This window comes from Sphingomonas aerolata (assembly GCF_003046295.1).
Classification (GTDB): domain Bacteria; phylum Pseudomonadota; class Alphaproteobacteria; order Sphingomonadales; family Sphingomonadaceae; genus Sphingomonas; species Sphingomonas aerolata.
The window spans coordinates 888,504-915,212 of record NZ_PZZN01000003.1 but is presented as its reverse complement, the minus strand read 5'-3'; the positions used below and the strand labels follow the sequence as shown (position 1 = coordinate 915,212).

Below are 26,709 nucleotides of genomic sequence, written 5' to 3'. Positions count from 1 at the left end.
GTCGTTATCTCCTGAACGGTGATGTCGTAGGGGTGGGAGAGGGCGCGTGCCCTCAGAGGCCAATCCGCACGCCCATCCGGAACACGCGGCCGAGCACGTCGTAGAGCGCGCGATTGGTCTGTGGATAAGCGGGCGTGTTGTTGCCGGTCGGCCCGTTGGCGACGAGCACCGGATCGCTGTTCAGCACGTTGCGGATCGACAGGAAGACCTGTGCCTTCGCGCCGCCGGTCTCGAACGCGTAGCTTGCGTTCACGTCGTAGAAGAACTGCCCGTCGATCCGGTTCATGTTGACCGTGCGGTAATCGGCGGTCGAGAGCGGGCAGTCGGTGGAGCAGACGTCGTAGTTGTTATTGTAGACCCCGCCGCTGACGCCGCGGGCGATGCCCTGGACGCTGAACCCGGAATCGAGATCGTAGCCGGCGGTGAAACGATAGGTCCAGTCGGGCAGGCCACCGGTATTCTGGCCGGCCAGATCGGTGGTCGCGGTCACGCCGTTATTGCTGGTCAGTTCGAACGCATAGCTGGCCAGTGCGCGCAGCGTCATCGTGCCGGGCCCGACCTGCCGACGATAGCTGGATTCGATATCGATGCCGCGCGTCTTTACGCTGACGAAGTTGGTCGGCTTCACCTCGATGCTGGTCACCGGCAGGCCCAAGGTCGTGACGCCGCGGCCGCCGGTGGTCGAGATGAACGAACACGCATCGGCAATCGCCTGCTGATAGCATTGGTCGACGATCGTCTGCGCGAGCAGCGAGTCGATCGCCCCGTCGAGCTTGATGTCGTAATAATCCACCGAGGCGGCAAAGCCCGGCAGGAAGGTCGGCGTCAGCACCACGCCTGCGCCATAGGTCTTGGCGATTTCGGGGCGCAGGTCGGGATTGCCGACGGTGGATTCGTTGAACTGGTTGGCAGCGATGCTGCCGTTGACCTGCGGCACGTTGACGGTGTTGGTGCGACCCGTGCCGGGCGCGAACAGCTCGCTGAGATTGGGCGCACGGATATCGCGCGAGATCGTGCCGCGCAGCTTGATGTCCGGGATGACCTGCCAGGTCAGGCCGGTCTTCCACGTCTCGACGGTGCCCGAGGTCGAATAGTCGGTGAAGCGGAAGGCGCCGTTGAAATCCATGCCCTTGAAGATCGGGATGACCGATTCGAGATAGGCTTCCTTGACGGTGTACCGGCCCCTGGTCGGCAGGTAGTTGCCGTAGATCCAGGTGCCGGTGGTGACGCCGTTGGCGACGATCGGCTGATAGAGCTGGTCGACCGATCCGGTGACCGATTCCTTGCGGGATTCCGCGCCGAACGCCACCGAGATCGGGCCTGCCCAGAGATCGACCAGGCTGTTGGTCGAAAAGTTGATCGCCGCGACTTCCTGCTTCAGCCTCTGTTTGCGCAGCGGCTGGCGGCCATTGTAGAGGACATAGGCGATCGCCTCGGGCGAGGCGCCGTTCGTGCCGAGCCGGTTGAGCGGCGCGCAGGACGGGTCGTTGTTGCCCGCATTCGCATCGACATTGATCCGGCACACGATTGTGCCGGGAGCGTAGCCGCCGCTGTTGCCCGCTACGGCAACGACCGCGTCGGTCGCCGCCGCCATCCGCGAGACGTTCCAGGCGTTGGTCAGCCGCTCGTTCGTCTTCGTCTTGCCCAGCTGGTAATAGCCGCCCCATTTCCAGTCGATCGTGCCGGTCGAGAAGGCCCCGTCGGCGCCGGCGACGTAGCGGAACACCTGCCGCTCATTGTCGCTGCCCTGCGGCGGCAGGAAGATGTTGCTGGTGCCGATCTGAATCGAACTGAGGTTGTTCGCCGCCATCGCCGCGCGCGTCGCATCGGGCAGATAGGCGTTGTCGCGCTGGATCGTCACGCCGGTGGTCGGCGTCTGCTGATAATAGCTCTGGCCGCGATAGTTGCTGTACGAGAACTGGCCGTAGAGTTCGACCAGCGGCGAGACCTCGTAGCTCAGCCGGCCGAACACGCTGCTGCGCTTTTCCTCGGGCTGCAACGTCGCGCTGCTGCGATGCCCGGCGGTGGTGATGTCGGTGTCGCCGCCGACCATCCACTGGCCGCTGGTGGCGCCGAAGTTCAGCTGGTTGACGCTTGCCTTGCCGGTCGCGGGATCGACCGAGCCGAAATAGGTGCCGCGCAACGGGCCGGTGCTGACGAGCCCGCCCGGCGTGAACTGGCCCGTGCCGATCCCCGATGCGATCAGGAATTCATTGACGCAGGGCGTGTTCAGCGACGCGGCATCGGTGCACCGTGCCGCGGAATAGGCAGGGTTGTTGGCAAGGAAATACCCGCTGTCGTTCCAGTCGCGGTCGATCGTCTGGATGCCCTTTTGCGAGAAATGCTCGCCCGACACGATCAGATGGCCGCGCCCTTCCGCGAACGCCTTGCCGCCGGTCGCCGTCACCTTGTGGTTCGGCGCGTCGCCATAGGTGGTGACGCCGTGCTCATACTCCATCTTGAAACCGGTATAGTCGCGGTCGAGGATGAAGTTGATAACACCCGACACCGCGTCCGAGCCATAAGCGGACGAGGCGCCGCCGGTCACGACCTCGACCCGCTCGATCAGCGCCTGGGGAAAGGTGTTGACGTCGACCTGGCCGGTGGTGGTCGAGGCGACCGAGCGCTGGCCGTCGAAGAGCACGAGCGTGCGGTTCGCGCCGAGGTTGCGCAGATTGACCGAGTTGATGCCGGCGGCACCGTTGCTGAGCGAGCCGTTGCTGCTCGCCGAGGTGCCACTGCCGCGCACCGCGGGCAGCGTGTTGACGAAATCGGAGATGTTGGCGGGCGCTTCCGCCTTGAGTTCCTTGGCCGTGATGACGCTGACGGGGGTGGGGGCGCTATAGCCGTCGCGTTCGATCCGCGATCCCGTGACGACGATCGTGTCGTCCCCGGGTACGACGTCGCCGGTGACGGGATCGGTCGCGAGTTCGGGCTTGCCGCCCGGGACGTTCGTCGTCTCCTGATCCGTCGGGGCGGACTTGGCCGGGCCACGTTCGGTCTGGAGCGCCGTATCGGGCGGGCCCGCAACCGTCCGGGCTGAAGCCGTCTGCGTGGCGAGGCTCAGCGCCAGCACGCCCACGCTGACGAGGCTGGCGGATTTCAAGCGGGCAGTCGGCCGGGCACGCATCGAGAAGGCGCCAACGTCGGCGCCATACAGAACAGTCATGGAGAGCCCCCTTCAGGTGATCGGGTGCCGTCCAGATATCCCCTCGTTTATATTTTTCGCTGGTTCCTGCCTGTTGGACTCGATGGCCGGGTATCCCGGTCCTGTTCCGACCCGGAGACTATCAGATGCCGCCTGCCGCTTCCTCGCAATCTGGAGATGAAATCTATGTTACTTTTGCGGAATCGGCGACGTTTTAAGCAACCATTGATGCTTTACGGCGTGTCGGATATTATTAAGTTGTGATTTCGGCGCGCTGAACGTCACCTTTGATCGTTGACCGCCGCCGGCGCGACCGAGCGCTGCGCGACCTCGCGCATCAGGAAGCTGCTGCGGATTCGGGCGACATGCGGCAGCATCGACAGTTCGCGGCGATAGACACGGTCGTAGTCCTCGAACGACCGGACATGGACGATCATGATGAAGTCGACCTCGCCCGACACGAAGCTGCAGAACGACATCGACGGGCACAGGATCACCGCGGATTCGAATTCGTTCAGCACGTGTTCGGCCTGCGAACTGAGTTCGATCGACACCATCGCGGTAATGCTGAACCCCAGCTTCGCCATGTTCAGCTTCGCGGTGTAGCCCGCGACGACGCCGTTCTCCTCCAGGATCTTGCGACGCCGCGCGGTCGCGGTGCTCGAGAGATGGATGCGCTCGCCCAGCATGACGTCGGATGCGCGGCCATCGCGGATCAATTCGCGCAGAAGCCGGTAATCGGTAGGATCGACAAGATTGTTTTCGGTTTCGTGCATCATTCACCCCGATTATTGCCGAATTTCGTCACCCAGGCTTCGAAACTGCGCAATATCGCCGGATACCGCAACCTGGATCATGCTAGTTTGCTGCATGGCAGCAATTGGGGGACGAGGCGATGCGCGGGATCATCTGGGGTACGACGGTCGGGCTTGTGGCCGCAGCGAGCGGGGGCGGACCCGTCGCGGCGCAGCAGGTCGTGCGGGCGGCGACGCAGGCGGCGCTGCTGCCGGTCAGGGCGTTGCCGGCCGAGGGGCGTATCCTCGTCACGCTGCCCGCCGCCGATGCGGACGGAGCGTCGGGACGGTTCCTCTACGCGACATCGCTCCGGACGGGTATCGGCTCGGCCAATCTGCGGCTCGACCGCGGGATGCTGGGGCCCGAACATATTCTCGCGTTCCGGCGGATCGGCAAGAAGGTCGCGGTGACGTTCGAAAACCACCAGTTCCGCGCAACGGGTGACGACGGCGTCGCGGCGGGCGGGCGCACCAGCTTTCCGACGAGCATCATGGCGATGCTCGACATCGTCGCGACCGAAGCCGATGGCGGCGTGACGGTCGACATCGCCCCGTTCCTGACGCGCGACACGCTGGGCATCACTGAGTCGCTGAACGCGAGCTGGGCGATGGCCGGCGCGGGTGGCGGATCGGCGGCGGGCAAGGGGTTCCGCCTGGTCGATGCGCTCAGCGTCGCGGATGCCGGCTCGGTGAAGGTATTCCCCGACAATATCGAGATCGACGCGCTGCAGACCTATCAGACCGACACGCCGGGCCGCGAGGTCGAGCGGATCGCCGCCGAGCCGCGGCAGATCGGTTTCACCGTCCACCACAGCTTCGTCCGGCTGCCTGCGCCCGGCTTCGTCTCGCGCAAGTTCGACATCCGGTCGGCGGCGGGGGGTAACCAATATTACGACTATGGGACGCCGCTGGGCGAGGATGTCGTCCAGCAGTTCGCCAACCGGTTCCGGCTGGAAAAGGTCGATCCGGCCGCCGCCCGCTCCCGCGTCAAGAAGCCGATCATCTTCTACATCGACCGCGCCGCGCCCGAGCCGATCCGCGCCGCGTTGCTGGAGGGCGTCAACTACTGGGCGACGGCGTTCGACAAGGCCGGGCTGATCGACGGGTTCCGGGCGGAGATCCTGCCCGCCGGCGCCGATCCGCTCGACGTGCGGTACAGCATGGTCAACTGGTCGAACCGGCTGACGCGCGGCTGGTCCTATGGCGGCGGCATCGTCGATCCGCGGACCGGCGAGATCATCAAGGGCAATGTCGTGATCGGCGCGCTGCGCGTGCGGCAGGACATGGCGATTTTCGAGGGGCTGGTCGGCGCCGCGCAGACCAACAGCGGCAGCGGCAATGATCCGGTCAGGGCGTCGCTCGACAGGATCCGCCAGCTCGGCGCGCATGAGGTCGGCCATGCGATCGGCTTCATGCACAATTTCGCGGGCAGCACACAGGACCGGACGACGGTGATGGATTATCCCGGACCGCGCATCAAGCTGACCGATGGCCGCATCGACCTGTCGGACGCCTATGCGAAGGGCGGGGGGGTATGGGACGACTTCACCGTCGACTGGCTGTATGCCGATGCCGCACCCGGTACCAATCCGGACGTGGCCGCGCGGGCCAAGGCGCTCGCGATCCAGGCGAAGGGCGTCCGCTTCATCACCGACATCGACGGCCGCGCGTCGGATACGCCGAGCCCCTGGGGCAGCATGTGGGATGACGGCCCCGATCCGGTCGCCTCGCTCAACCACATGATGGCGGTGCGCCGCATCGCGATCGCGCAGTTCGGGCCCGGCGTGTTGCGCAGTGGCGAGGCGCTGTCCGATCTGCGGCGCAAGTTCGTGCCGGTATGGCTGCTGCATCGCTACGATATCGATGCGGTGGGCAAGCTGGTCGGCGGCATCGACTATGCCTATGCGGTCGCGGGCGACAATCATCCGGCCGCCGCGCCGGTTGCCGCCGCCACGCAGGACGCGGCGATCGCCGCCTTGCTGGCGACGCTTTCGCCGGATGTGCTGACCGTGCCCGCGACGCTGGTGATGCCCCTGTCGTCGCCGATGAACGGACGCAGCGACGTGCAGTTCGATCAGGAAGTGTTCCGCAATGCGGGCGCCGCCGCGTTCGACCCGCTAATCGCAGCCGATGTCGCCGCGCAGGTGACGCTGGACTCGCTGCTGGCGCCGGCGCGGCTTGCGCGGGTGTACGAACAGCATCGCCGCGACCCGGGAATGCCCGGCGTCGACACGCTGCTCGACCGGCTGATCGCCGCCACCGTCGCGGCACGGCGTGACGCGGTCGGTCGCCGAATCGCCTATCGCACGATCATGACGCTGGCCGCCACGGCCCGCGACGATGCGACGTCGCCCGACGTCGCGGCGCTGCTCGGCGATCGGCTGCGCGGGATCGCGACGCGACTGGCGAAGGCCGGCAGCGACGAGGATGGCGCCTGGAGCCGCCACGTCGCGCTGCTCCTGACCGACGAGGACCGACTGACGCGCGAACTCGACAAACGTCGTGCGGTGCCGACGATTCCGCCGGGCATGCCGATCGGGGGCGATACGGGCTGGTTCGATGATTGAGCGATCCGATCACGTCGGATCGAGATGAACGAATGTCGGAAGTCGGGAGGTGGAACGAGCGCTTTGGACGACCGCTTGTGGGTCTGACCGGAAGCATGGGCAGGTACTCCCGCCCCATAACTGACGTTCCTAGCTAAGCTCTCCTGGCGGCTCCTGCCTCCATTTGGCAGCAAGCATCGCCTGCAAGAGATCCACGTAGCTCCAACCGTTGGCGCGGGCGGCGATGGCCGAGAGGCAATCCTGATCGTCGCGCCCCGGGCGGCCCGGCCCCGTCATGTTGGGTTTCATGTTGAGGTCGAACAATTTGAACAGGCCATCACGATCGGCCCGGCAATCGATCCGGATCGCGGTGCGCGCGTCGACCAGCGCGGCCGCCGAGACGCAACTGTCGATCATCGCCACGATCGCGGGATCGCGCAGCCGCCCGGGGCTGATTGCGATGCTGTTGGCGGTGACCGGAACGTCGCCATTATAAGGGGCTACTCCGCCGCGCTGATCGAAGCGGTACACGGGCGGCAAGGCCCAGTGCGCCGGTGCCCGCGAACCATCCGGGCGCGGGGACGCGGGCGGCATGAGGGTGACGGTCATCTCGTCACCATCGAGAAATTCTTCCACCATCAGCATGTCGCCGAAGGTGGCGGCTGCGATCAACGCAGTCGCGGCATCGCGCAGGGCATCGAGGCTCTCCACCAGGGTTACGCCCTGGCTACCACGGCCACGCACCGGCTTGACGATCATCGGAAAGGACATGCCGCGGGACGCGCACGCGTGCTCGACATCGGCCAGTGCGCAGACGTTCTCCTTCGCCGTGCCGGACAGCAGAAACGATCCTGCTACCGGCAGGCCAGCCTCGGCAAGGAAGTGGTTGGTCTCGAACTTGTCGTCGAACGCCTGCATCGCCGCAGGAAGCTGCCCGACGATGTCGAAGTCGACCATCGCCGTCTCGAGCGGATGTCCTCCGAACAGGACCGTGTTCGCCCACAGGACCGATGCGCCGGCTGCGCCTGCGCTACGGATGCCCTCGGCCGTGTCCGGGAATACCCAGTCGAGCGCCCTAGACGGGTTTGGCGAGGAAGTGGGCGTGACCACATTCACCCCAGCCGTCCGCAATGCGAAAGCAATGTCGGCGCCGCCATCAGAATATCCGCCCGGCTTCGCGTCCTTTCGCAGTCCGTCGATCAGCGGTGGTGGAAGCGCTTGGTAGAGAAGGGCGACCGGCGCTGTTTTCATGAATACTCTCCTGCGCAGCGCGCCTTAGCCCGGAGCGGCGCGCCCGTGAAAGGGGCACCGAATGCGGTCATGCGGCAGTGATGCCTCATGAATCGGCTTGACCCTGACCGTGGCGCCATTTGCGCTGGGGTGCCCTGATGGATCGGACCGGCTAACACCCGGCAATCCGCTGGACGATGGTCCTGATCGCATCGCGCTCTAGGGGGGCGCGATCGATCGAATTGTGGATGCCGATACCCTCGATCAGCGCGTCGAGCGCGCGCGCCGTGAGCGGGTCGAAGAAGCGGCCCAGGGCGCCTCGGCTGCTGTCCATCCAATGTTGCATGACCGCGCTGACCGGTGGGTGCCGGGCCGCGAAGGCGTAGAGTTCGTAGCTCAATAACAACGTGCGCGGTTCCGCCCAGACCTGGTTCGCGATGATGTCGATGACTGCCGTACACGCCTCTGCGCGGTTCGTCGCGGACTCCAGGCGCGCGCGGAACGCCGCAGAGGATTCCGCCGCCAGTTGCAGGAAGGCCGCCGTGAGCAGGTCCTCCAGCGTCGCAAAATAATAGGTGACCGAGCCGAGCGGCACCTGCGCTGCCTCGGCGATACGGCGATGGGTCGTTGCCGCGGTTCCAAGATCCGCGATGACTATAAGCGTCGCATCGATAATGCGTTGCCGCCGTGCCGGATCGTTGCGCCGGGACTGTTGGGTCATCGCCTCTTTACCTCGATCTCGGAATGTGTACATATGTACATAACATTGAGGGTGATTGGAAGGCAGCGGCTATGATGGAGGATCGGGTGAGCAGGCGAGCGGTGATCGGTGGTGCTGCGGCGCTGACGATCGCGGGCAGTGCTGGCGTCGCAACGGCGCAGGGCTCGGCAATCTCGGCGCTTGGGCGCCGTGACGGTCGCTGGCTGAATGCGCCCAAGGCCTGGAAGGCCGCACCCGGCGGAGACCTGACGCTCGTCACCGACAAGGGCAGCGATTTCTGGCGCGAGACGCATTACGGCTTCACCCGTGACAGCGGCCATTTCCTCGGCTTCACCGCGCCTGCCGCGTTCACCGCCCAATTGCGCATTCGCGGCCAGTATCAGAAACTCTACGATCAGGCCGGCATCATGGTGCGGGTCGACGAAGGGCGCTGGGTCAAGGCGGGGATCGAACTGTCCGACGGGCGCGCGATGCTGAGCAGCGTGCTGACCGATGGCAAGTCCGACTGGGCAACCGGCCCCTACGAGCATGACGCGCAGGATTTCTGGATGCGCGCGACGGTCGCCAAGGGCGTCCTGCGGTTGCAGGTCTCGGCGGACGGCAAGACGTGGCCTTTGGTCAGACTGGCGCCTTTTCCGATCGCCCGTGAATATCAGGTTGGACCGATGGCCTGCACGCCGGAACGTGCCGGACTGGAAGTGCATTTTTCAGACCTGAGCATCACAGCCCCGTTGGGCAAGGACCTCCACGACCTGAGTTGATGGCGATGACGCAGAAGGAGCGGATGCTGGCAGGCGAGCTCAATGTCGCCGACGTTCCGGAACTCGTCGCGGACGCGGCGAACGCCGCTGGGCGGCTCGACCGCTATAATCGCGCATCGACAGCGATCGTGATCGCGAAAAAGGCCTGCCCGCCTGAACGGTGCGTGACAACCATCGGTGCCGGTGACGCCTCGGTACTCCCGTGGCCATCGCCGATCCAACAGTCGCGGGCGCAATAGTGAAGTACAGACTTGACCAAAAGACTCCTGAAAGTTAGTGAAGTCAAAGCTTCACTGAGGGGCGAGTCGATGACCATCACGCACGATACCTTCAAAATCCGCAAAACCTGCGACGCCGCTCCGCCCGCGATTTTTGGCGCCTTCGCTTTTCAGGACCGCAAGAGCAGGTGGTACGCCGCCAGTCCCGGACACGAGCCGCTTTCCTACAGCTTCGACTTTCGTCCGGGCGGTGAGGAGAAGCTCACCGCCCGGATGCTGCCAGGCACTCCTATCGCGGGAAAGCAGCTGTGCTGGACCTCAACCTATGCTGAGATCGTCGATAACGCTCGGATCGTGTTCTTCCAAACGCTCGACGTCGATCACGCCCGCGTATCTGCTGCCGTGGTCACCGTGGAAATTGCGCCGCTCGGCGACAAGGGCGAGGTCTTGCTGACGCACCAGGCGGTCTATTTCGAAGGCGCCGACGGCCCGGCAATGCGCCGGATGGGGTGGGACTTCCTGCTCGACACGATGGCTTCGGAACTGCACCCCGCATGATGCAGCCTGCCGTAGAGTCTGTCCGCTCGTCGAGGGTCGACCGTCTGTTTCATGCGCTCGGTGACGCCAATCGCCGTCGCATGGTGAGTCATCTTGCGGAGCGGCCCGCGAGCGTTTCGGAACTCGCTGCGGTATTGGCGATCAGCAAGACAGCAATAGGCCAGCACCTCGCCGTGCTTGAGGAAGCCAAGCTCGCCAGCTCGACCAAGCTTGGACGGGTGCGCACCTGTCAATTCGATCCTGCCGGGCTCGCGCCGTTGCAGGATTGGATCGACTATCACCGTCAGGAATGGAACGAGCGGCTGAACCGCCTTGATGATTTGATCAGCGGCATCGTTTCCAACGAAGACTGCGCCTGAACGTCGGCTTCTGCCTAGAGCTGTCGTTCGGGTTATCGCTGCAATCGGCGGGAATGTCCCCAAACCAAGCCGCTCGGATCGGCGCTTTTGCGACATGAACGCGCGGCCGAAGTTGAGAAGCCAAAACGAGCCCGCGAACGTCCGCAACTGGTCGTCGTGGCCTCTAAGTAGCCCAACAGTTTTCTCCTCCGTCGTCATGCGCTGCCGATCCCCATGGACATCCATGGGGCAGCCTTAAGCGTATTTGAAACCCTGAAGGTCAAACCTGCCTAGTTGGCCACTGCATCCGGCCCGAGCCACGCGGCGCGAAACGCGAGTTGTTGGGCGGTTGGTTTAACCCCTGCGGTTTCGTAGCGGACCACCTCGACAGTGGGGTCGGCGACGAAGGTCAGCGTGGCGCGGCGGTCGAGGCCGCGTTGGCGGTAGGTGATGTCGGCGGTCTGGCCGGGTTTGTAACGGCCAAGCGCCGCAGCCGCGTCAGCATCGCTGGTGATCACCGTCCCGCCTAGGCTGACGATCTGGTCGCCGTTGTCGAGGCCGGCGCGGTAAAGCGGAGTATCGGGGGCGGGCGCGCCGTCGACGCGGACGTCGTTGCCGGTAGTCTTGAGGCGGACGTTGCCGAGCCACGCGGCGGTCGGGTTGGCGGGACGGAGCTTCAGACCCGCCTGGTCGAGCAGGGGGGCATAGTCGGGGAGCGCCTCGGCATCGACCGAGGTCCTGAAGAAGGCGTCCGCGAAGGCGGGATCCTTGGTCACCTCGCCCAGCGCGCGCGACAGATCGGCGCGGGTATAGGGGCGCTCGGGCTTGCCGAAGGTCTGCCATAGGTGGCGCATAAACGTGTCGAGCGTGATGCCCGGGTAACGCTGGCGCAATGTCAGGTCGAGGGCGAGCGCGAGGCCGGCGCCATAGGTGTAGTAGGACACGAAGATGTTGGGGTTCGTCGCGTCGATCGACTTTGCCGCATCGACGAACGGCGCCCGCAGGCTCATTTCCTGCGGACCGCCGTAACGGCGTGCGGTGCCAGTGGTTAGCGCGTTGACGGTAGAGCCGACCCCGCGCAGATACGCGTCGACCGCTGATTCGCCCGCTCGGCGGATCATCAGCGGCCCGTAATATTGGGTGAACCCTTCCGCAAGCCAGAGCGACGGGGTCGGGTTGGCGCGGGTGAAGTCGAACGGTTCGAGCTCGGCAGGGCGGATGCGCTCGACGTTCCAGCTGTGGAAGAATTCATGGCTGAGTGTGTCGATCTGCGCAAAATTCGCCGCGGTGAACGAACGCGGCTGCGATATGATCGTCGAGTTGCGATGCTCCATGCCGTCGCCGCTGATCTGCGGCACATAGTCGGCAATGAAGGTGTAGGTGCCGAAGTCGTAGGCGGGGTGTTCGCCCCACATCGCGATGTGCTGCGCAACGACCTTTTTGGCGCTGGCGGCGAAGCGATCGAGGTCGGCGGGCGAGCCGTCGTGATGAACCGCGAGCCGGATCGTGGCGCGCGTCGGTCCCTCTCCGACCTGCCATTCGCGCAGATCGAAATTGGACAGCTCGGTGGGGCTGTCCATGAAATATTGGAAGTTGGGCGCGGCGAAGGTGTAGGGGTCGCCGGTCGGCTGGAGCTGGGTCGCGACCTTCCACTTGGCGTCGAAGGGCACGAACCGGACGCTGATCGGGCGCGCGTCTTGCCCGACCGCCCACAAAAAGGTCGCGGGCATATTGAGATGTGCGTGGGTCGCGTCGATCTGCGCATATGTGCCGTCTCCGTGATCGCCGAACAGCGTGTAGGTGACGCTTACCGTCCCGTCGTGCCCGGGAATCGTCCAGCCATAGGGGTCGGTCCGCGTCATCGCGAGCGCGCGACCGCGGCCATCCTTGGCGGCGAGCGAATAGACGTTCTTGGCGAATTCGTGGATCGCGTAGCGGCCGGGCGAGGAGCGCGACATCTGGATGCGCAAGGGGGCCGGTCCGAGGTCGCGCCAGGTGACGGTCACCTGTGCCTCATGATGGACCGCGTTGGGGAAAGCGATCTCGTACCGGGTCGCCGCTGGCGCCTTGCTCTGTGCAATCGCGGGGCCAGCAAGCAACGCCAGCGTGGCGGTGCAGGTCGCGAAAATCGTCTTCATGGCTGGTCCCCCGGATCGTCTATCGGCACCTAGGATCGATCGACATTCACCTTGTCAATGCTCCCGCCAGCCGAGGAGGAACGGCGGCAAAGACTTAGAGCCGAGATTATCGCGTAGTCGTGTGACGGATATGAACGGGCGTCCGGAGTTGCGAGACGCTGAAAGCCGTCGGAACGGCCGGTCTTGGGGGCGAATCTGATTTGGGAGAAAATTGGAGCAAGAGCCCGAACTTTGGTTGGTTAAATGAAGGCGCAAGGCTGGTCTCTTGAGTATAGTTATGCAGAAACAGATCGGATCCGGCCAAGGCGGCAGGCGTCGGATACACACGCATCGTTGAGCCTGCCCAGTAGCGCAGGCGAACATGGCGATCTTTTTCAAGTCGAGAGCTACGCCATATCACGCCGGTTTTCCCGAGACCGAACATGGCCACGTGACAGGGCTGCTGCATCGTTCACGCCGGCGAGCGTCAATGTGCGCTCGAACTCTTCTGTCAACAATGTCAGAGCGCGATCGACGCCTGCTTCTCCGCCGGCTGCGAGGCCGTACAGATAGGGGCGCCCGATCGAACAGGCGGTTGCCCCGAGCGCCAACGCCTTCGCCACGTCCGAGCCGCGTCGGATGCCGCCGTCGCAGATGACGTCCGGCCCACCGCCAACCGCGTCGCGTACCGCTGCGATCTGGTCGATCGGGGCGGGCGCTCCATCGAGCTGGCGTCCGCCGTGGTTCGATACCATCACGCCGGTCGCGCCCGACGCGATCGAACGTCGCGCGTCCTCGGGTGTCATCACGCCCTTGATCGCGAGCGGCCCGTTCCACTCGCGTGCGAGCCATTCGACGTCGCGCCAACCGACCGACCGATCGAACTGGCCGCCGATATAATCGAACAGGCTCATCGGCCCCGACGCGAGCGCGTCGATCTTGCGGCTGACGTTCGCGAGATCGAACTTGGACCCTGTCAGCGCGGGCAGCGACCATGACGGATGGCGCGCGAAACTCAGTAACGACTTCAGCGTCAGCTTGGGCGGCAGGGACAGTCCGCTGCGCCTGTCTCGCTCGCGGTTGCCGGCGACCGGCGTGTCGACGGTCAGCGCCAGCCCATGAAAGCCTGCATCCCGGCAACGCGCGACGAACTCTGCGGTCAGACCGCGGTCCTTGAAAATATAGATCTGGAAAACCTTCGGTCCGGCAAATGCCTGGGCAAGGTCTTCCAGCCGCGTCGTTCCCATCGTCGACAGACTGTACACTATGCCGTGACGCGCAGCGGCGCGAGCGACGGCCAGTTCGGCATGGCCGTGGAACATCCGGGTGAGCCCCGTCGGCGCCAGCATCAGTGGCCAGCGCGATGGTTGTCCGAACAGCGTCGTGCCGGTCCGGACTGCAGAGACGTCGTTCAGTATGTCCGGCACCAGCTCGTAGTTTGAAAATGCGGTGACGTTTCGGCGCAGCGACACTTCGTCGTCGGCGCCACCGTCAATATAGTCGAAGATCGGTCGAGGCAGCCGTTTGCGTGCCATGAGGCGCAGGTCAGCAACATTGTTCGCCCGGTGAAGCTGCCTCATGGTCGTGCCCGCGTCTTGATCGCAAACAGCTGCGCACCCTGATTCACCATCACTCTCCCACGTCTCGGCCCCTCGCCGATGTCCGGGATGGCAAGCACGGCGAGCAGACGTAATCCCGACGCGTCGTCCCCGTGATCCGGATATCAGAAGAGCTGTCGCAGTCTGCGCGCATTCGGGGCAGGCGACGAAACCAATTCCTGTGCAAGGCCGCTGCATGACTGTGCACACCGCTGGCATTTGGAGCGTACGGCCCTGTTCTAGGATATCACTGCCAAGCGTCGACTACAGGCAGGGAAACGAGCGCGTGGGGATATACCATCGGATGGTCGGCAGGGTAGCAAGGCTGGTATGGCGGATCAGCCGGCCGCGCACGATCGGTGTCCGCGCTGTGTTGCTGGATCCGGACGAGAGGGTCGCGTTGGTGCGGCATACCTATGTCGATCAATGGTATCTTCCGGGCGGCGGCGTGAAAAAGGGCGAAAGTATCGCCGCCGCGCTTGTGCGGGAGCTTGCCGAGGAAGTGGCGATTGCCGACCCGGTGATCGAGCGGGTGCTGGGCGTCTATCACAGTTGCCGAGAGAGCAAGGACGATCATATCGTGATCTTTATCGTGCGAACGGCAGCAAGCAGGATCTTGGGTCGTGCTGATCTGCAAGAGATCGAACAGGCTGACTGGTTCCCGGTGGACGACCTGCCTGAAACTACGTCCCCGGCGACCCGACGGCGCATCGCCGAATACCGGCAGGGGGCGACTGGAACTGGAGCCTGGTAATGCGGGCGGCTGCTGGCCCGCCGTACGGCACGATCAAAACAACGATTGGCATAGCCTGAGTTCGAGACGGGCGTCCCGCGGCTGCTACCTTTGCCTCCGACCGCTGCTGCGGATCCGAAGGAGAGAATATCGTGAGCGAACCTATGGTCTCGACCGCCGACGGTATCGTGCAGGGAAACGCTGCGGGCGGTGTTCTGCGGTTCCTCGGCGTGCCTTACGCCGCGGCGCCGGTGGGTTCGAACCGGTTCGCGCCGCCACAACCGGTCACGCCGTGGCCCGGGGTGCGCGACGCGACGGTGGCCGGACCCAACGCGCCGCAGCGGACCAAGGCATTTCCCGGCCTCGATATCGTACCGCTGATCGGCAAAGGCTGGGTGTCGGGCGATGAATATCTGACGGCGAATATCTGGCGCCCCGATGACGACCGGACCGGCTTGCCGGTGATGGTGTTCATCCACGGCGGCGGCTTCGTGATCGGTAGCAAGGATGCGCCTGTGCAGGACGGCGGCACCTTCGCGCGCGACGGCGTGATCTGCGTCGCGATCAACTATCGGATGGGGGTGGACGGCTTCCTGCCGATCCCGGGCGTGCCGACGAACCTCGGCCTGCGCGACATGATCGCGGCGTTGACGTGGGTACGGGACGGCATAACCCAGTTCGGCGGCGACCCGGGCAACGTCACGGTGTTCGGCGAATCCGCCGGCGCGATGGCGATCGCTGACCTGATGGCATCCCCGCTCTCAAGGGGATTGTTCCGGCGCGCGATCGTTCAGAGCGGGCATGGCGGGATGACGCGCTCGGTGCCGGTGATGCAGCGTCTGGTGAAGAAGCTGGCGAAGATCCTGAAGATCACCCCCGACGTCAGTGGTTTTGGCAGCGTGCCGTACGATGCGCTGATCGACGCGGTAGAGGCGGTATCCGCGCCTACCGCAAGGATCGATCTGCGCGACGAAGGCGGGCACGAACCGGTGTTCGGGATCAGCCGCTTCGTGCCCGTCCACGGCGACGACGTGCTGCCGCAGCGTCCGCTCGATGCGCTAGCGAACGGTGCGGGCGCGCAAGTCGACCTGCTGATCGGCACCAACGCGGAAGAGATGAACCTGTACCTCGTCCCGACCGGCGTGCGGGACAAGATCGGGCGGTTGCTGGCCACCTATGTCCTCCACAAGTCGCAACCGCATGCCCGCAAGCTATTGAAGGCATATGGTATCGGGGCGAAGGGCAGGAAGCCCGGCCAGGCGTTGACCGACGCGATGAACGACCTCGTCTTTCGCTGGCCCGCACGCAGGTTTGCTGAGGCGCACCAAGGGCGCACGCACATGTACGAGTTCGACTGGCGTTCGCCGATGTTCGGCGGCCAACTCGGTGCGTCGCACGGGATGGAGTTGCCGTTCGTGTTCGATACGCTGGCGACCGCAACCGGCGAGCAGGGCTTGTGCGGACCCAACCCGCCGCAAGACCTCGCCAACCGGATGCACGCGCTGTGGATCCGGTTCGCAACGGACGGCAGCCTGCCTTGGGCCGAGTTCAATTCCGAGACGCGCCAGGTCTATTCGCTGGTCCGGCAGGAGGCGCGGCATGAGCCCGTCATGCCCGCCGCACCCTATCTGCCGTAAAGGACGGGTCATGTATCTCGAACGACTAAAGCTCACCGGCCGCCGTGCTGTCGTGACGGGTGGCGCGGCGGGAATCGGTCTCGCCTGTGCCGAGGCGTTAGCCGAAATGGGCGCGCACGTGACGTTAGTCGACCGCGACGCGGTGGCGATCGCGGCGGGGCGAGCTGCGCTTGCGGACAAGGGCCATGCGGTCGACGGCCATGTGGTGGACGTGACGAAATCTGCACAGGTCACCGCCCTGGCCGATCAGCTCGGGGCGATCGACATTCTCGTCAACAATGCCGGCATCGCGCGGAGCGAGACCGCCGCTGAGGACGTCGCCGACGAGCATTGGCTGAACGTGCTCGACGTCAATCTCAACGGCACCTTCTGGTGTGCACGCGCCTTTGGACGGCACATGCTGGCGGCAGGGAAGGGAGCGATCGTTAATGTCGGTTCGATGAGCGGCTTCATCGTCAACCGGCCGCAACCGCAAAGCTATTACAACGCATCGAAAGCCGCGGTGCATCAGCTCACCAAGAGCCTCGCGGCCGAATGGGCGCCGCGCGGTGTGCGCGTGAACGCCGTCGCGCCGACCTATATCAACACCGTCCTCAACAGCTTCGCGGACCGCGAGGGCGAGATGTACAAGCGCTGGATCGACGGTACGCCGCAGGGGCGCTTGGGGGAACCTGAAGAAGTGGCGGCGATCGTCGCCTTTCTCGCCTCGGACGCGGCCAGTCTGATGACCGGCAGCATCGTGCTCGCCGATGGCGGCTATAGCTGCTGGTAGCGTACCGATCGGCGAAGCCCGCGAGCCGGGCGGCACAGTCGACAACCTTTCAGACAGGTCAGCTATCAGATAGCTTGGAACCTAGAAGTAGCCGGCGATGGATCGGCGCTCTGAGGGGATGAGGATCCAATGCGCTTCAAGACATTGCTCGCCGGAGGATGCGCCGTCGCCGCGCTCGTCACCACGCCGGTATCCGCGCAAGACGTCGCCGACCAGGCAAAGGCGACACCTCCCGCACGCTCCGACGACATCATCGTCACCGCACGTCAGCGCCAGGAATCGTTGAAGGATGTTCCGATCGCGGTGACGGCGATCTCCGGCGACCGACTGAAGGAGTTGCAGGTCAATACGGTGAAGGACATCGCGTCCTATACGCCCGGCCTCAACATCAATTCCGACAGCGTCGGCCGCGCATTCGTGTCGATCCGCGGTATCGGTACGACGCTGATCGACACGGTGCAGCCCGGCGTCGGCATTTTCATTGACGGCGTCTATCAGCCGAACACATCATACCTAAACTCTCCGATCGTCGACGTCGCGCGGATCGAGGTGTTGCGCGGGCCGCAGGGGACGCTGTTCGGCAACAACACGCTGGGCGGCGCGATCAACGTCATCACGCGCCAGCCGGGTAATGAATGGGAGGGGCGGTTCGACGCCGCGATCGCCGGTACGGACAACTACGCCTCGGTCTCGGGGTCGGTCAGCGGGCCGATCGTCCGCGACCTGCTCCAGTTCCGGATCGGCGCGTCCTATCACGAGCAGGACGGCTTCATGCGCAACACGCTGACGATCGGCGACATGAACCCGCTGAAGCAGCAGAGCGTCGGTGGCACGCTCCGCTTCACGCCCGCCGACTGGGCGGTGTTCACCGTCAACGGCAATTACGACCGCGCCGCAGGGGGCAGCACGTCGTACATCCATGTCGCCGGGCCGACCGATTACCGGCTTGATGGCGCGACCAACGTGCTGAACCGGGCGGTGATCGATTATTACGGCGCGAACGTGAAGGGCGAGTTCGACGTCGCATCGCTCAAGACCAAGATCACCGCGATTGGCGCGTACAACCAGAAGAATCTTTCCGGGGTCAATGACGGCGATTTTGGTGCGGTCGACCTGCTCCGTACCCGCGGTGGTTCGACCTTGAAGACCAAGACGGCCGAATTGCGCTTCGATACGCAGTGGAGCGATGCGTTTTCGACGCTCATCGGGCTGTATGGCAATCGCTACACGCAGGTGAGTGATCAGCTGACGACGATCGACTTCCGCGCGCTGCTGGGCCCGACCTTCCCGCTGCCCGCCTCGACCACGCCTTCGTCGACCTATGTCCGCAACGACACGCGCGCGATCTTCGCGACCGCTTTCCTGAAGGTTGGCACGCTCGATCTCGCGGTCGGTGGGCGCTACGATCACCAGAAGCTGGTCGCGAGCCAGGTCAACGGCGTGACGCCCTATACCGCGCCGGTCTATAAGAAGGACCAGTTCCAACCCCGCGTCACGCTGACCCAGCATTGGACGCCGGCGGTGATGAGCTATGCCTCGGTCGCCAAGGGAATCCGCGGCGGTGGCCAGAACGGTCCGGGTACGCGGCCGCAGGACGCCACGTACAAGGGCGACAATGTCTGGACCTATGAGCTGGGCACGAAGTTCGATGCATTCGACCGCCGCCTGACGATCAACGCGGACGTATTCTATAACGACTACAAGGACTTCATCGGTCAGAACTCGCTGGCGCCGAGTGCCACGGGCGGGTTCGTCGCGATCAACCTGAACACCGGCACCGTCAAGAGTTACGGCGCCGAACTGGAAGCGCACCTCCGCCTTACCGATCATTGGCGGATCGACGTTGGCGCCTCCTATCTCCATGCCCGCATCACCGACGACAGCCAGTATTTCGCGACCACCGGCGTCCATGTATCGAGCGACCGTGTGATCTTCACGCCCGACTACAACTTCAACTTCAACACCACCTACACCGTCCCGGTCGGCGATAACGCGGTGTTGCTGGACGCGGGGATCTTCGGGAAGGGCAGCCGGATCGGGTCGTCGCTCGACCCCGATGTCGCGCCCAGACTATCGGCCTATGCTATCACCAACGCCTCGCTCGGCTTCCGCTTCTCCAGTGGCCTGACGGTGACTGCGTTCGGCACCAACCTGTTCAATACCAAATTCATCGAAAGCTATATCGACAAATCGGCGTTGGTGCGGGCCGGGCTTGCGCCGCTGGCGTCGAACCTCGCCATCCAGGGCGACCGCCGCCGATACGGCGTGCGCGCGAGCTTCCGGTTCTAGGATGACCATGCACGTCGAACAGATCGAAAGGGCGCCGCTCGATCCGGCGTTCGTCACAGCGCTCCAGCAGCGTTTCGGCACTGCGGTGCACATGAGCGACGCGATGCGCCTCCACCACGGCAGCAGCGAGGCGCATTTCGCCCCGATGCTGCCCGACGCGGTTGTCTTCGCGCGGTCGACCGAGGAGGTGGTGGATCTCGTCAGGCTGTGCGCCGCGGCCAAGGTGCCGATCGTCCCGTTCGGTGCGGGGACCTCGATCGAGGGCAACACGCTGGCGGTGCATGGCGGCGTTTCGGTCGACCTTTCCGAGATGACCCAGATCGTGTCGATCAACGCCGAGGACTTTGATTGTACGGTACAGGCCGGCGTCCGTCGCGAACAACTCAACGAGCATATCCGCGACCTGGGGCTGTTCTTCCCGATAGATCCCGGTGCGAATGCGACGATCGGCGGAATGGCTGCGACGCGCGCAAGCGGCACCAATGCGGTGCGCTATGGCACGATGCGCGAGGCCGTGCTGAGCCTGCGCGTGGTAACGCCCGATGGCCGCGAGATCCGTACGAGCCGTCGCGCGCGGAAGTCGGCGGCGGGCTATGATCTGACCCGGCTGTTCGTAGGCTCCGAAGGCACGCTCGGCATCATCACCGAGGTGACGCTGCGGCTGCACGGCATTCCCGAGGCGATCTCGTCCGCGGTGTGCAGCTTCCAAACGTTGAACGGCGCGGTCGATACGGTGGTTCAGGCGATCCAGATCGGCGTGCCGCTCGCTCGCGTCGAAATTCTCGATGACATGCAGATCAAGGCGGTCAACGCCTGGTCGAAGCTAGATTACCCCGAACTGACCACGCTGTTCTTCGAATTCCACGGCTCACCAAGCTATGTCGACGAACAGGCGGAGACCGTGCGCGAGCTGGCGGCGGCAAACGGCGGCGGTGATTTCCGCTGGTCGAACCTGCCCGAGGAACGCTCCAAGCTGTGGAAGGCGCGGCACGAGGCATATTACGCGGCGGTCAACCTGCGTCCGGGCGCAGTCGGCTGGGCGACCGACGTGTGCGTGCCGATCAGCCGCCTGGCGCAGTGCATCGGCGAGACCAAGGCCGACCTCCAGGCGTCGTCGGTCCCCGCGACCATTCTCGGTCATGTCGGCGACGGCAATTTCCATGTCGTCTTCTCGATTGATCCGGAGTCCGAGGCGGAGCTGGCCGAGGTCTCGGCAATCAACGCACGGATGGTCGAACGCGCGCTGGCGATGGACGGCACCTGCACCGGCGAACACGGCATCGGCATCGGCAAGCAGGACTGGCTGGTCGCTGAACTGGGCGACGCGGTCGAACTGATGCGGACGCTGAAGCACGCGCTGGACCCAGACAATCTGTTCAATCCGGGCAAGATCTTCGCGTTCTAAACGCCGTTCCGGTATCGGACGCGCGTCACAACAAGGATCGTGGAGAGAATGATGGACAGCCTGCACCTGGTGGATCTGACGCTGCGCCCGCTGCTCGAGATGATGCCGCAGATCTCGCTCACCGCCGACATCCTGCCGGCGATGCGCGACCGACCGTCGATGCTGCCGCCCGCCGACGAAACCCTGGCGACGCTGGAGATCCATACGGTTCCAGGGCCTGCCGGGGCGCCCGATATCGACCTGCACGTCTTCCGCCCGGCGGGCGTCACCGGCGCCCTGCCGTGCATCTATCACATCCACGGCGGCGGCTATGTGATGGGCAAGGTGTCCGACTATGATCCGCTGCTTCGTCCGCTCGTTGCCGATCTGGAATGCGTCGTGGTGTCGGTCGAATACCGGCTGGCGCCTGAGACGAACTTCCCCGGCCCGATCGAGGATTGCTACGCAGGGCTGGTATGGACGATCACCCATGCCGACCGGCTCGGGATCGATCCGGCGCGGCTCGGCGTGATGGGGCAGAGCGCGGGCGGCGGGTATGCCGCGGCACTGGCCTTGATGGTCCGCGACCGGGGCGAACATGCGCTCGCATTCCAGCACCTGATCTACCCGATGCTCGACGACCGTAGCTGTACCGCACCGCCGCATCCCTATGCCGGCGAGTTCGTCTGGACCGCGCAGAGCAATCGTTTTGGCTGGACCGCGTTGCTCGGCCACGCGCCTGGTGGCGACGCCGTGTCACCCTATGCGGCACCAGCGCGGGCGACGGATCTCGGCAACCTGCCGCCCGCCTATATCGCGACCGGCGCGCTCGATCTCTTCGTCGAAGAGGACATCGACTATGCGACGCGGCTGATCCGCTCCGGAGTGCCGGTCGAGCTTCACGTCTATCCCGGCGGCTATCACGCCTTCGACATCTTCGCCGACGGTCCGGTCTCGCAACAGGCACGCCGCGACAGCCACGAGGCTCTGCGTCGTGCGCTTGCATAAGGATCCAGAATGACAGATTTCGCCCGACCGATCGAGGCGGCCGCACCGCCATTTGCCAAGACGCTGTTGCCGTTGCTCGCGCTCGCGCTGGCCATGGCGGTCGGCTTCACGATGATGGGCGCATTCGGCACGGTGCAGGAAGGCGCGAAAGCCGAACTCCACCTCAGCGACTATACGCTGAGCCTTATCCAGGGGCTGTCGGCGGCGCTGCCGCTGGCGGTGTTCTCGATCCCGATCGGCATCATGGTCGATCGCTACAACCGCGTGCGAATGATGATCGCACTCGCGTTCGTGTGGACGCTGGGCACGGTGCTGACCGGGCTCGCGCATAGCGTTCCGTTGCTGTTCGTCGCACGCATGCTGACCGGGATCGGCACGACCGGCGCGCTGACCGCGGCGCTCTCGCTGTGCGCCGATTTCTGCGTTCCGACGCAGCGGGGCAGGGCGATGCTGATCGTCAACCTTGGCAAGTCGCTCGGCGTCGCGCTCGCCTTGGCACTGTCGGGCGCACTGTTCGGGCTGTTCGCACATGGCCGCGCGCCAGCGTGGTTCGCAGGCATGATGCCGTGGCGAAGTGTGCATCTGTGCCTGGCGGTCGTCAGCATGCTCGCCATCCTGCCACTGTTCCTGCTGCGCGAACCGGTGCGGCAGGAGGTTGCGGCCGGCACCCATGCGCCGTTCAAGGTCGTGGCCGGCGAACTCTGGGCGCGTCGCGTGTTCCTGATCCCGTTGTTCATCGGCCAGATCAGCGTGGTGATGGCCGATGCCGCGGCTGGGATCTGGGTTTCGCCGGTCCTGTCGCGAACGTTCCACCTCCAACCCGACCAGTTCGCCGGCTGGATGGGCGCGCTGCTGTTCGGTGCCGGCGTGGTCGGTGCGATCGTCGGTGGTCTGTCCGCCGATCGCGGGCAAAAGAGCGGCCGCCGCGGTGGCCTGCTGATCGGTGCGATCCTTGCCGCCGCGCTCGGCGTACCCGCGGCGTTGTTTCCGATCATGCCCTCGGTCCCGCTGTTCGGGGTCGCCGTGGGTCTGTTGGTAACGTGCGGTGCGGTGACGGGCGTTGTGACTTCGGTGGCGTTGACCGTGCTGATCCCCAACGAACTGCGCGGGTTGTGCATCGGCGCGTTCATCGCGATCGCGGGGCTGATCGGCTACGGCCTCGCACCCACGCTGGTCGCTGCTGCAAGCGGCATGCTGGGCGGCGAAGCGCATCTCGCGCAAGGTCTCGCGATCGTCGGCGTGGTGACCAGCGCGATCTCCGTCGTCGCCTTTACGATGGCAATGCGTCGCGCGCCGGTATCAGCAACGGCCTGACCTGTAAGATAGCTCTTGCAGGAGCTATCTGATAGCTGCATGATCGACCCAAGCCCGGCAAACGGGAGAAGGAGAGCGGCGGTGGGCGAGCGAAGCATGCAGAAGGAACGCGTCACGGTGTCGCCCGAGATGGCGGCATTCATCGGCGAGGGCATGGTCGACCCGACGACGTTTCCCGCCGATGCCGTGGTCCTCTGCTTCACGCTGGGCGAGCAGACGCCGGCCCAGGTCACCGTCACGACCGGTGCGGTTCCTTCGGAGGAGCGGGCGGTCCTCATTCTTGCAGTCGAACGCGGTGCCTGCCTGCGGGTCTTCGATTACGCGCCGGACGCGAACATCGCGTGTCATTTGCCAAGCGAATTGCGGCTGATCGTCGTCGCGATCCGCGATTGCGCGCTCTCCGAGCCCTGGCGCAGCACACACAGGTCCGCGAAATGCATTGAACTCCTGTCCATCACGTTTCAGCGGATCGTCGAGGACGACCTTGTGCCGCTCGCGGGCGCCGGGCAGTTGTCTGCGAGGGACAGCCAGCGGATCGTCGCGGCCAAGCGCATGATCGACGAGCGCTGGGGTGAGAAGATGACGCTCGATTCGATCGCGCGCGCTTGTGGACTGAACCGTGCGAAGCTGACCCGCGGCTTCCGCGACATGTTCGCCTGCACGGTCGCCGACGCGCTGCTGGACAGGCGGCTCGGAGCGGCACGCCAGATGCTGATCGCGACCGATCTGCCGGTATCGTCGATCGGATACCAGTGCGGCTATCTCAACAATGCCAGTTTTACGCGGGCCTTCTCGCGGCAGTTTGGCGCGACCCCGTCGTCGCTGCGCGCACCACGGCTCGCGGCATGAGCGCGACGAGCGTGCGACTGATAGAGGGCGGCTCGCTGGTCGATCAGGCGGTCCATGCGGTCCGCACACATATCCGCACGAACGACATGAAAGTCGGCGACACGCTGCCGTCCGAAGGGCATTTTGCGACAGAACTGGGTGTCAGCCGCCCAGTACTCCGCGAGGCGTTCGGCGCTCTAGCGGCGTTGCGACTTATCGACGTAGGCAACGGCAGGCGCGCGCGCGTAGCCGCGATCGACGGATCTGTGATGGCAACGTCGCTCGACCACGCGGTGGCAACGGCGCAAATCTCGATGGTACAGATCTGGGACGTGCGCCGCACGCTGGAACTCCGCACTGCCGAGCTCGCCGCGATCGACCGCACCGACGAAGAGGCGCGGACGATCATCGGTCTGGCCGAGGCAATGGAAGCAGCCGGTAGCGATATCGATGCGCTGACCCGCCACGACATAGCGTTTCACCAAGCAATCGCGCAGGCTGGACGCAACATGTTGTTCTTGCAGATCATCCGCTCGTTCGCACCGATGATGGTTCATGCCGTCCCTGCAGCGTGGGCAACGCGGACCACCGCGCGGCAGCGTGCCGCCGTACTGGCACATCATCATGCGTTAGCGCGCACGATCGCCGATCGTGACCCGAAAGCTGCGACCGCAGCAATGAACACGCATTTTGTCGCGTCCATCGGTGATCTGTTTGCCCGTCGGGAGAGTGATAATTAGCCAGCGCTTTCTGGACGAGCATCGATCGTTTTTCGAAGAGGTTAGAGTACCGGCTGTACTAACAGAATGACATCAAGAATTGGCGGGTGTGGACGCGTATATGTCGTCTCAAAGGACGTAGCTCTGCGAGCCGGCACGCGCAATGAAGCTTGCGAAATGCCTGGGCCTTGGAAGGTCTGGGATCAGATGCACATGGTTTGGCGAGGAAGTGACCACGCTTCCAATCTTCCTCCGTTGCGTTCCCCCGCCGAAACCGGCTCTAGTCAATGATAAACGAGCGTCTACCTCCGTGATGCAACCGACTGCATTTGAACGTCCTCAACTGGGTCATCTTTCGCAAATATTGCGAACCGGCGGGCCATCCACGCTGTCTGCTTACCGGCGGAAAGAATCAAATGCCGAATATGTGTCAAGAACTCGACGAGCGCGATCGACGACGGGTTTGTCGATCAGTTTGCCGTCGACGGCAACGGCTCCGAACGCGCCGTCGATAGCGGCGACCACGCGGGTGGCCCAGTCCACGTCAGAGGCGGAGGGCAGGAATGCCGCGTTGACGATCCCCACCTGTCGTGGATGGACGCAAAGCTTTCCGCCGAAGCCGAAGCGACGTGCGTGGTCGGTGTCGCGTGCCAGCGCCTCGTCGTTAGAGAGATCCGTCGAAACGCCATCAACGGGTGCTGCAAGTCCGGCGCTTCGCGAGTGAAGGACGAGCTGGGTACGGACATAGTCGATCTCCGCCTGGTCGCCGTCGATGCCGGCGTCCGCCTGGAAGTCCACCGTGCCGAACGACAGCCGTGAGAGACCGGGCGCGGTGACGAGGTCCGCCAGGTTCAAGACCGCCGAAACGGTTTCCACCAGTGCATGGAGCGGCTTGCCGGCTGCCGCCTCGTGCATCGCCGCGAAGTCCGACGCGCGCTCGGCCTTGGGCAGCATCAGTCCAGCGACGCCTGACAGTGCGGCGAGTCCACGTACGTCGTCCGCATGCCAATCGGTATCCAGACTGTTGACGCGCACGACGAAGCGCGGTTCCGTCAGACCGGCAAGCGCATCGTAAATCGTATCGCGCGCGGCAACTTTGCGGTCGGGGAGGACAGCGTCTTCGAGATCGATCACAACGATGTCCGCGCCGCTCGCGCGCGCCTTTTCGAAACGCTCGGCACGATCGCCAGGCACGAACAGGATACTGCGGGCGGCAATGGTCATGGGATGTCCTCTACAGGCCGGATACGGGATCGCGGCGGAAGGTCTGGGAATAGGAATATCGGTCCGCGGGATGGGTGTTGATCGCCATCTCGACGACCTCGCCGCGTGCGTTGAGATATTGCCGCGTCAGGCGCAGGCCCGGCGCACCGGTCTTGGTTTCGAGCAATTTGGCGATCGGCGCGGGGATCGCCACCGCTTCGATATGCTGGCGGACTTCGGCGACGCGCTCGCCAAACTGTTCCTCGATCCGGCTGAAGATCGGCACATCGCCGACATCGTCGTCGAGCTTCAGGCTGCGGAATGCGGGGTGGAGATAGATGTCCGAAAAGGAGATCGGGCTGGTCCCGGCGGCGCGGCGCAGCGCCATGAGATGCAGCCAGGTCTGGCCCGATGTCGCGCCGACCTGTTCGGAGAGCGGGCCGTCCAGCGCGATCGTCTCGCGCGCGATGATCGTGAGGCTGGTCTCGTTGGTGTATTGCTGGAGATCGGACAGCCCCTCCATCACCTGGCGATACGCCGCCGGGCGCGACAGCCCGAGGACGCGCGTGCCGACCCCGGCCTGTCGCGAAACCATGCCCGATTGCACGAGCCGCTTGATCGCCTCGCGCACGGTGAAGCGGCTTGCGCCGAACTGGTCGCACAGCTCGAACTCGGTCGGCAGCAGCGTGCCAATTGGATAGCGCCCATCCTCGATCTCGTTGATCAGCGTCTGGGCGAGTTGCAGGTAACGCGGTTGCTGACGAAGTTGGGGCATCAAATATCCATCGGTCGC

General features: G+C 64.6%; 22 protein-coding genes. 14 read left to right on the top strand and 8 right to left on the bottom strand.

The features are described from left to right. Window positions 1–52: 52 nt before the first annotated feature. Together C8J24_RS16575 and C8J24_RS16570 are read right to left on the bottom strand one after the other, a co-directional pair. Window positions 53–3,169, bottom strand: coding sequence for a TonB-dependent receptor plug domain-containing protein (locus tag C8J24_RS16575; RefSeq protein WP_244180805.1), 3,117 nt, complete (start codon window positions 3,167–3,169; stop codon window positions 53–55). Between the two features lie 260 nt (window positions 3,170–3,429). Beyond that, a complete protein-coding gene (locus C8J24_RS16570; RefSeq protein WP_056409979.1) occupies window positions 3,430–3,924 on the bottom strand; it encodes an Lrp/AsnC family transcriptional regulator in 495 nt (164 codons plus the stop codon). A 119-nt stretch (window positions 3,925–4,043) separates the two neighbouring features. Between C8J24_RS16570 and C8J24_RS16565 the strand changes: the two genes are divergently transcribed. Then, a complete protein-coding gene (locus tag C8J24_RS16565) occupies window positions 4,044–6,509 on the top strand; it encodes a zinc-dependent metalloprotease (RefSeq protein WP_107934094.1) in 2,466 nt (821 codons plus the stop codon). A 129-nt stretch (window positions 6,510–6,638) separates the two neighbouring features. Here the strand turns inward: C8J24_RS16565 and C8J24_RS16560 are convergent, their stop codons facing one another. Further along, the gene (locus C8J24_RS16560; protein WP_107934092.1) at window positions 6,639–7,739 is read right to left on the bottom strand and encodes an ATP-binding protein; all 1,101 of its coding nucleotides are present in this window, start codon (window positions 7,737–7,739) and stop codon (window positions 6,639–6,641) included. Between the two features lie 151 nt (window positions 7,740–7,890). Continuing rightward, a complete protein-coding gene (locus C8J24_RS16555; RefSeq protein WP_107934090.1) occupies window positions 7,891–8,439 on the bottom strand; it encodes a TetR/AcrR family transcriptional regulator in 549 nt (182 codons plus the stop codon). Window positions 8,440–8,525: 86 nt separating this feature from the next. Between C8J24_RS16555 and C8J24_RS16550 the strand changes: the two genes are divergently transcribed. The 4 genes from C8J24_RS16550 to C8J24_RS16535 all read left to right on the top strand — a co-directional run bounded on the left by C8J24_RS16550 (window position 8,526) and on the right by C8J24_RS16535 (window position 10,335). Then, entirely contained in the window at window positions 8,526–9,200 is a 675-nt protein-coding gene (locus tag C8J24_RS16550) for a DUF1349 domain-containing protein (RefSeq protein WP_208620981.1), read from the top strand. Continuing rightward, entirely contained in the window at window positions 9,200–9,439 is a 240-nt protein-coding gene (locus tag C8J24_RS16545) for a maltose acetyltransferase domain-containing protein (protein WP_107934085.1), read from the top strand. The genes C8J24_RS16550 and C8J24_RS16545 overlap by 1 nt, the downstream gene beginning before the upstream one ends. Window positions 9,440–9,508: 69 nt before the next feature. Beyond that, window positions 9,509–9,976: an SRPBCC domain-containing protein gene (locus C8J24_RS16540; protein ID WP_107934083.1), complete on the top strand. Its 468-nt coding sequence runs from the start codon at window positions 9,509–9,511 to the stop codon at window positions 9,974–9,976. Then, window positions 9,973–10,335 carry an ArsR/SmtB family transcription factor gene (locus C8J24_RS16535; protein ID WP_208620980.1) on the top strand — a complete coding sequence of 121 codons (363 nt, stop codon included), beginning with the start codon at window positions 9,973–9,975 and terminating at the stop codon, window positions 10,333–10,335. Before C8J24_RS16540 ends, C8J24_RS16535 begins: the two co-directional genes overlap by 4 nt. 269 nt (window positions 10,336–10,604) lie before the next feature. Here the strand turns inward: C8J24_RS16535 and C8J24_RS16530 are convergent, their stop codons facing one another. Both C8J24_RS16530 and C8J24_RS16525 read right to left on the bottom strand, forming a co-directional pair. Beyond that, window positions 10,605–12,452 (bottom strand): M61 family metallopeptidase, encoded by a 1,848-nt coding sequence (locus C8J24_RS16530; RefSeq protein ID WP_107934080.1) that lies wholly within the window; start codon window positions 12,450–12,452, stop codon window positions 10,605–10,607. A 386-nt stretch (window positions 12,453–12,838) separates the two neighbouring features. Next, on the bottom strand, window positions 12,839–14,011 hold the full coding sequence (locus C8J24_RS16525; protein ID WP_107934078.1) for an alpha-hydroxy acid oxidase: 1,173 nt from the start codon (window positions 14,009–14,011) through the stop codon (window positions 12,839–12,841). A 322-nt stretch (window positions 14,012–14,333) separates the two neighbouring features. On the opposite strand from C8J24_RS16525, the gene C8J24_RS16520 reads away from it, so the two are divergent. The 9 genes from C8J24_RS16520 (at window position 14,334) to C8J24_RS16480 (ending at window position 24,734) form a co-directional block, all read left to right on the top strand. After that, window positions 14,334–14,783: an NUDIX domain-containing protein gene (locus C8J24_RS16520; protein WP_244180803.1), complete on the top strand. Its 450-nt coding sequence runs from the start codon at window positions 14,334–14,336 to the stop codon at window positions 14,781–14,783. A gap of 131 nt (window positions 14,784–14,914) precedes the next feature. Then, window positions 14,915–16,399: a carboxylesterase/lipase family protein gene (locus tag C8J24_RS16515; RefSeq protein WP_167396795.1), complete on the top strand. Its 1,485-nt coding sequence runs from the start codon at window positions 14,915–14,917 to the stop codon at window positions 16,397–16,399. A gap of 10 nt (window positions 16,400–16,409) precedes the next feature. After that, on the top strand, window positions 16,410–17,171 hold the full coding sequence (locus tag C8J24_RS16510; protein WP_107934073.1) for an SDR family NAD(P)-dependent oxidoreductase: 762 nt from the start codon (window positions 16,410–16,412) through the stop codon (window positions 17,169–17,171). A gap of 129 nt (window positions 17,172–17,300) precedes the next feature. Further along, window positions 17,301–19,460 carry a TonB-dependent receptor gene (locus C8J24_RS16505; protein ID WP_107934071.1) on the top strand — a complete coding sequence of 720 codons (2,160 nt, stop codon included), beginning with the start codon at window positions 17,301–17,303 and terminating at the stop codon, window positions 19,458–19,460. Between the two features lies 1 nt (window position 19,461). Then, the gene (locus C8J24_RS16500) at window positions 19,462–20,865 is read left to right on the top strand and encodes an FAD-binding oxidoreductase (protein WP_420894119.1); all 1,404 of its coding nucleotides are present in this window, start codon (window positions 19,462–19,464) and stop codon (window positions 20,863–20,865) included. A gap of 51 nt (window positions 20,866–20,916) precedes the next feature. Further along, window positions 20,917–21,852: an alpha/beta hydrolase gene (locus C8J24_RS16495; RefSeq protein WP_107934069.1), complete on the top strand. Its 936-nt coding sequence runs from the start codon at window positions 20,917–20,919 to the stop codon at window positions 21,850–21,852. Window positions 21,853–21,861: 9 nt separating this feature from the next. Then, the gene (locus C8J24_RS16490; protein ID WP_244180801.1) at window positions 21,862–23,166 is read left to right on the top strand and encodes an MFS transporter; all 1,305 of its coding nucleotides are present in this window, start codon (window positions 21,862–21,864) and stop codon (window positions 23,164–23,166) included. A 96-nt stretch (window positions 23,167–23,262) separates the two neighbouring features. Next, the gene (locus C8J24_RS16485; protein WP_107934067.1) at window positions 23,263–24,015 is read left to right on the top strand and encodes a helix-turn-helix transcriptional regulator; all 753 of its coding nucleotides are present in this window, start codon (window positions 23,263–23,265) and stop codon (window positions 24,013–24,015) included. Further along, entirely contained in the window at window positions 24,012–24,734 is a 723-nt protein-coding gene (locus tag C8J24_RS16480; protein WP_107934064.1) for a FadR/GntR family transcriptional regulator, read from the top strand. Before C8J24_RS16485 ends, C8J24_RS16480 begins: the two co-directional genes overlap by 4 nt. A 375-nt stretch (window positions 24,735–25,109) precedes the next feature. Here C8J24_RS16480 and C8J24_RS16475 read toward each other — a convergent pair whose 3' ends face one another. Beyond that, window positions 25,110–25,937 carry an HpcH/HpaI aldolase/citrate lyase family protein gene (locus C8J24_RS16475; protein WP_107934062.1) on the bottom strand — a complete coding sequence of 276 codons (828 nt, stop codon included), beginning with the start codon at window positions 25,935–25,937 and terminating at the stop codon, window positions 25,110–25,112. Window positions 25,938–25,947: 10 nt separating this feature from the next. After that, window positions 25,948–26,691 carry a GntR family transcriptional regulator gene (locus C8J24_RS16470; RefSeq protein ID WP_031441437.1) on the bottom strand — a complete coding sequence of 248 codons (744 nt, stop codon included), beginning with the start codon at window positions 26,689–26,691 and terminating at the stop codon, window positions 25,948–25,950. Window positions 26,692–26,709 lie beyond the last annotated feature (18 nt).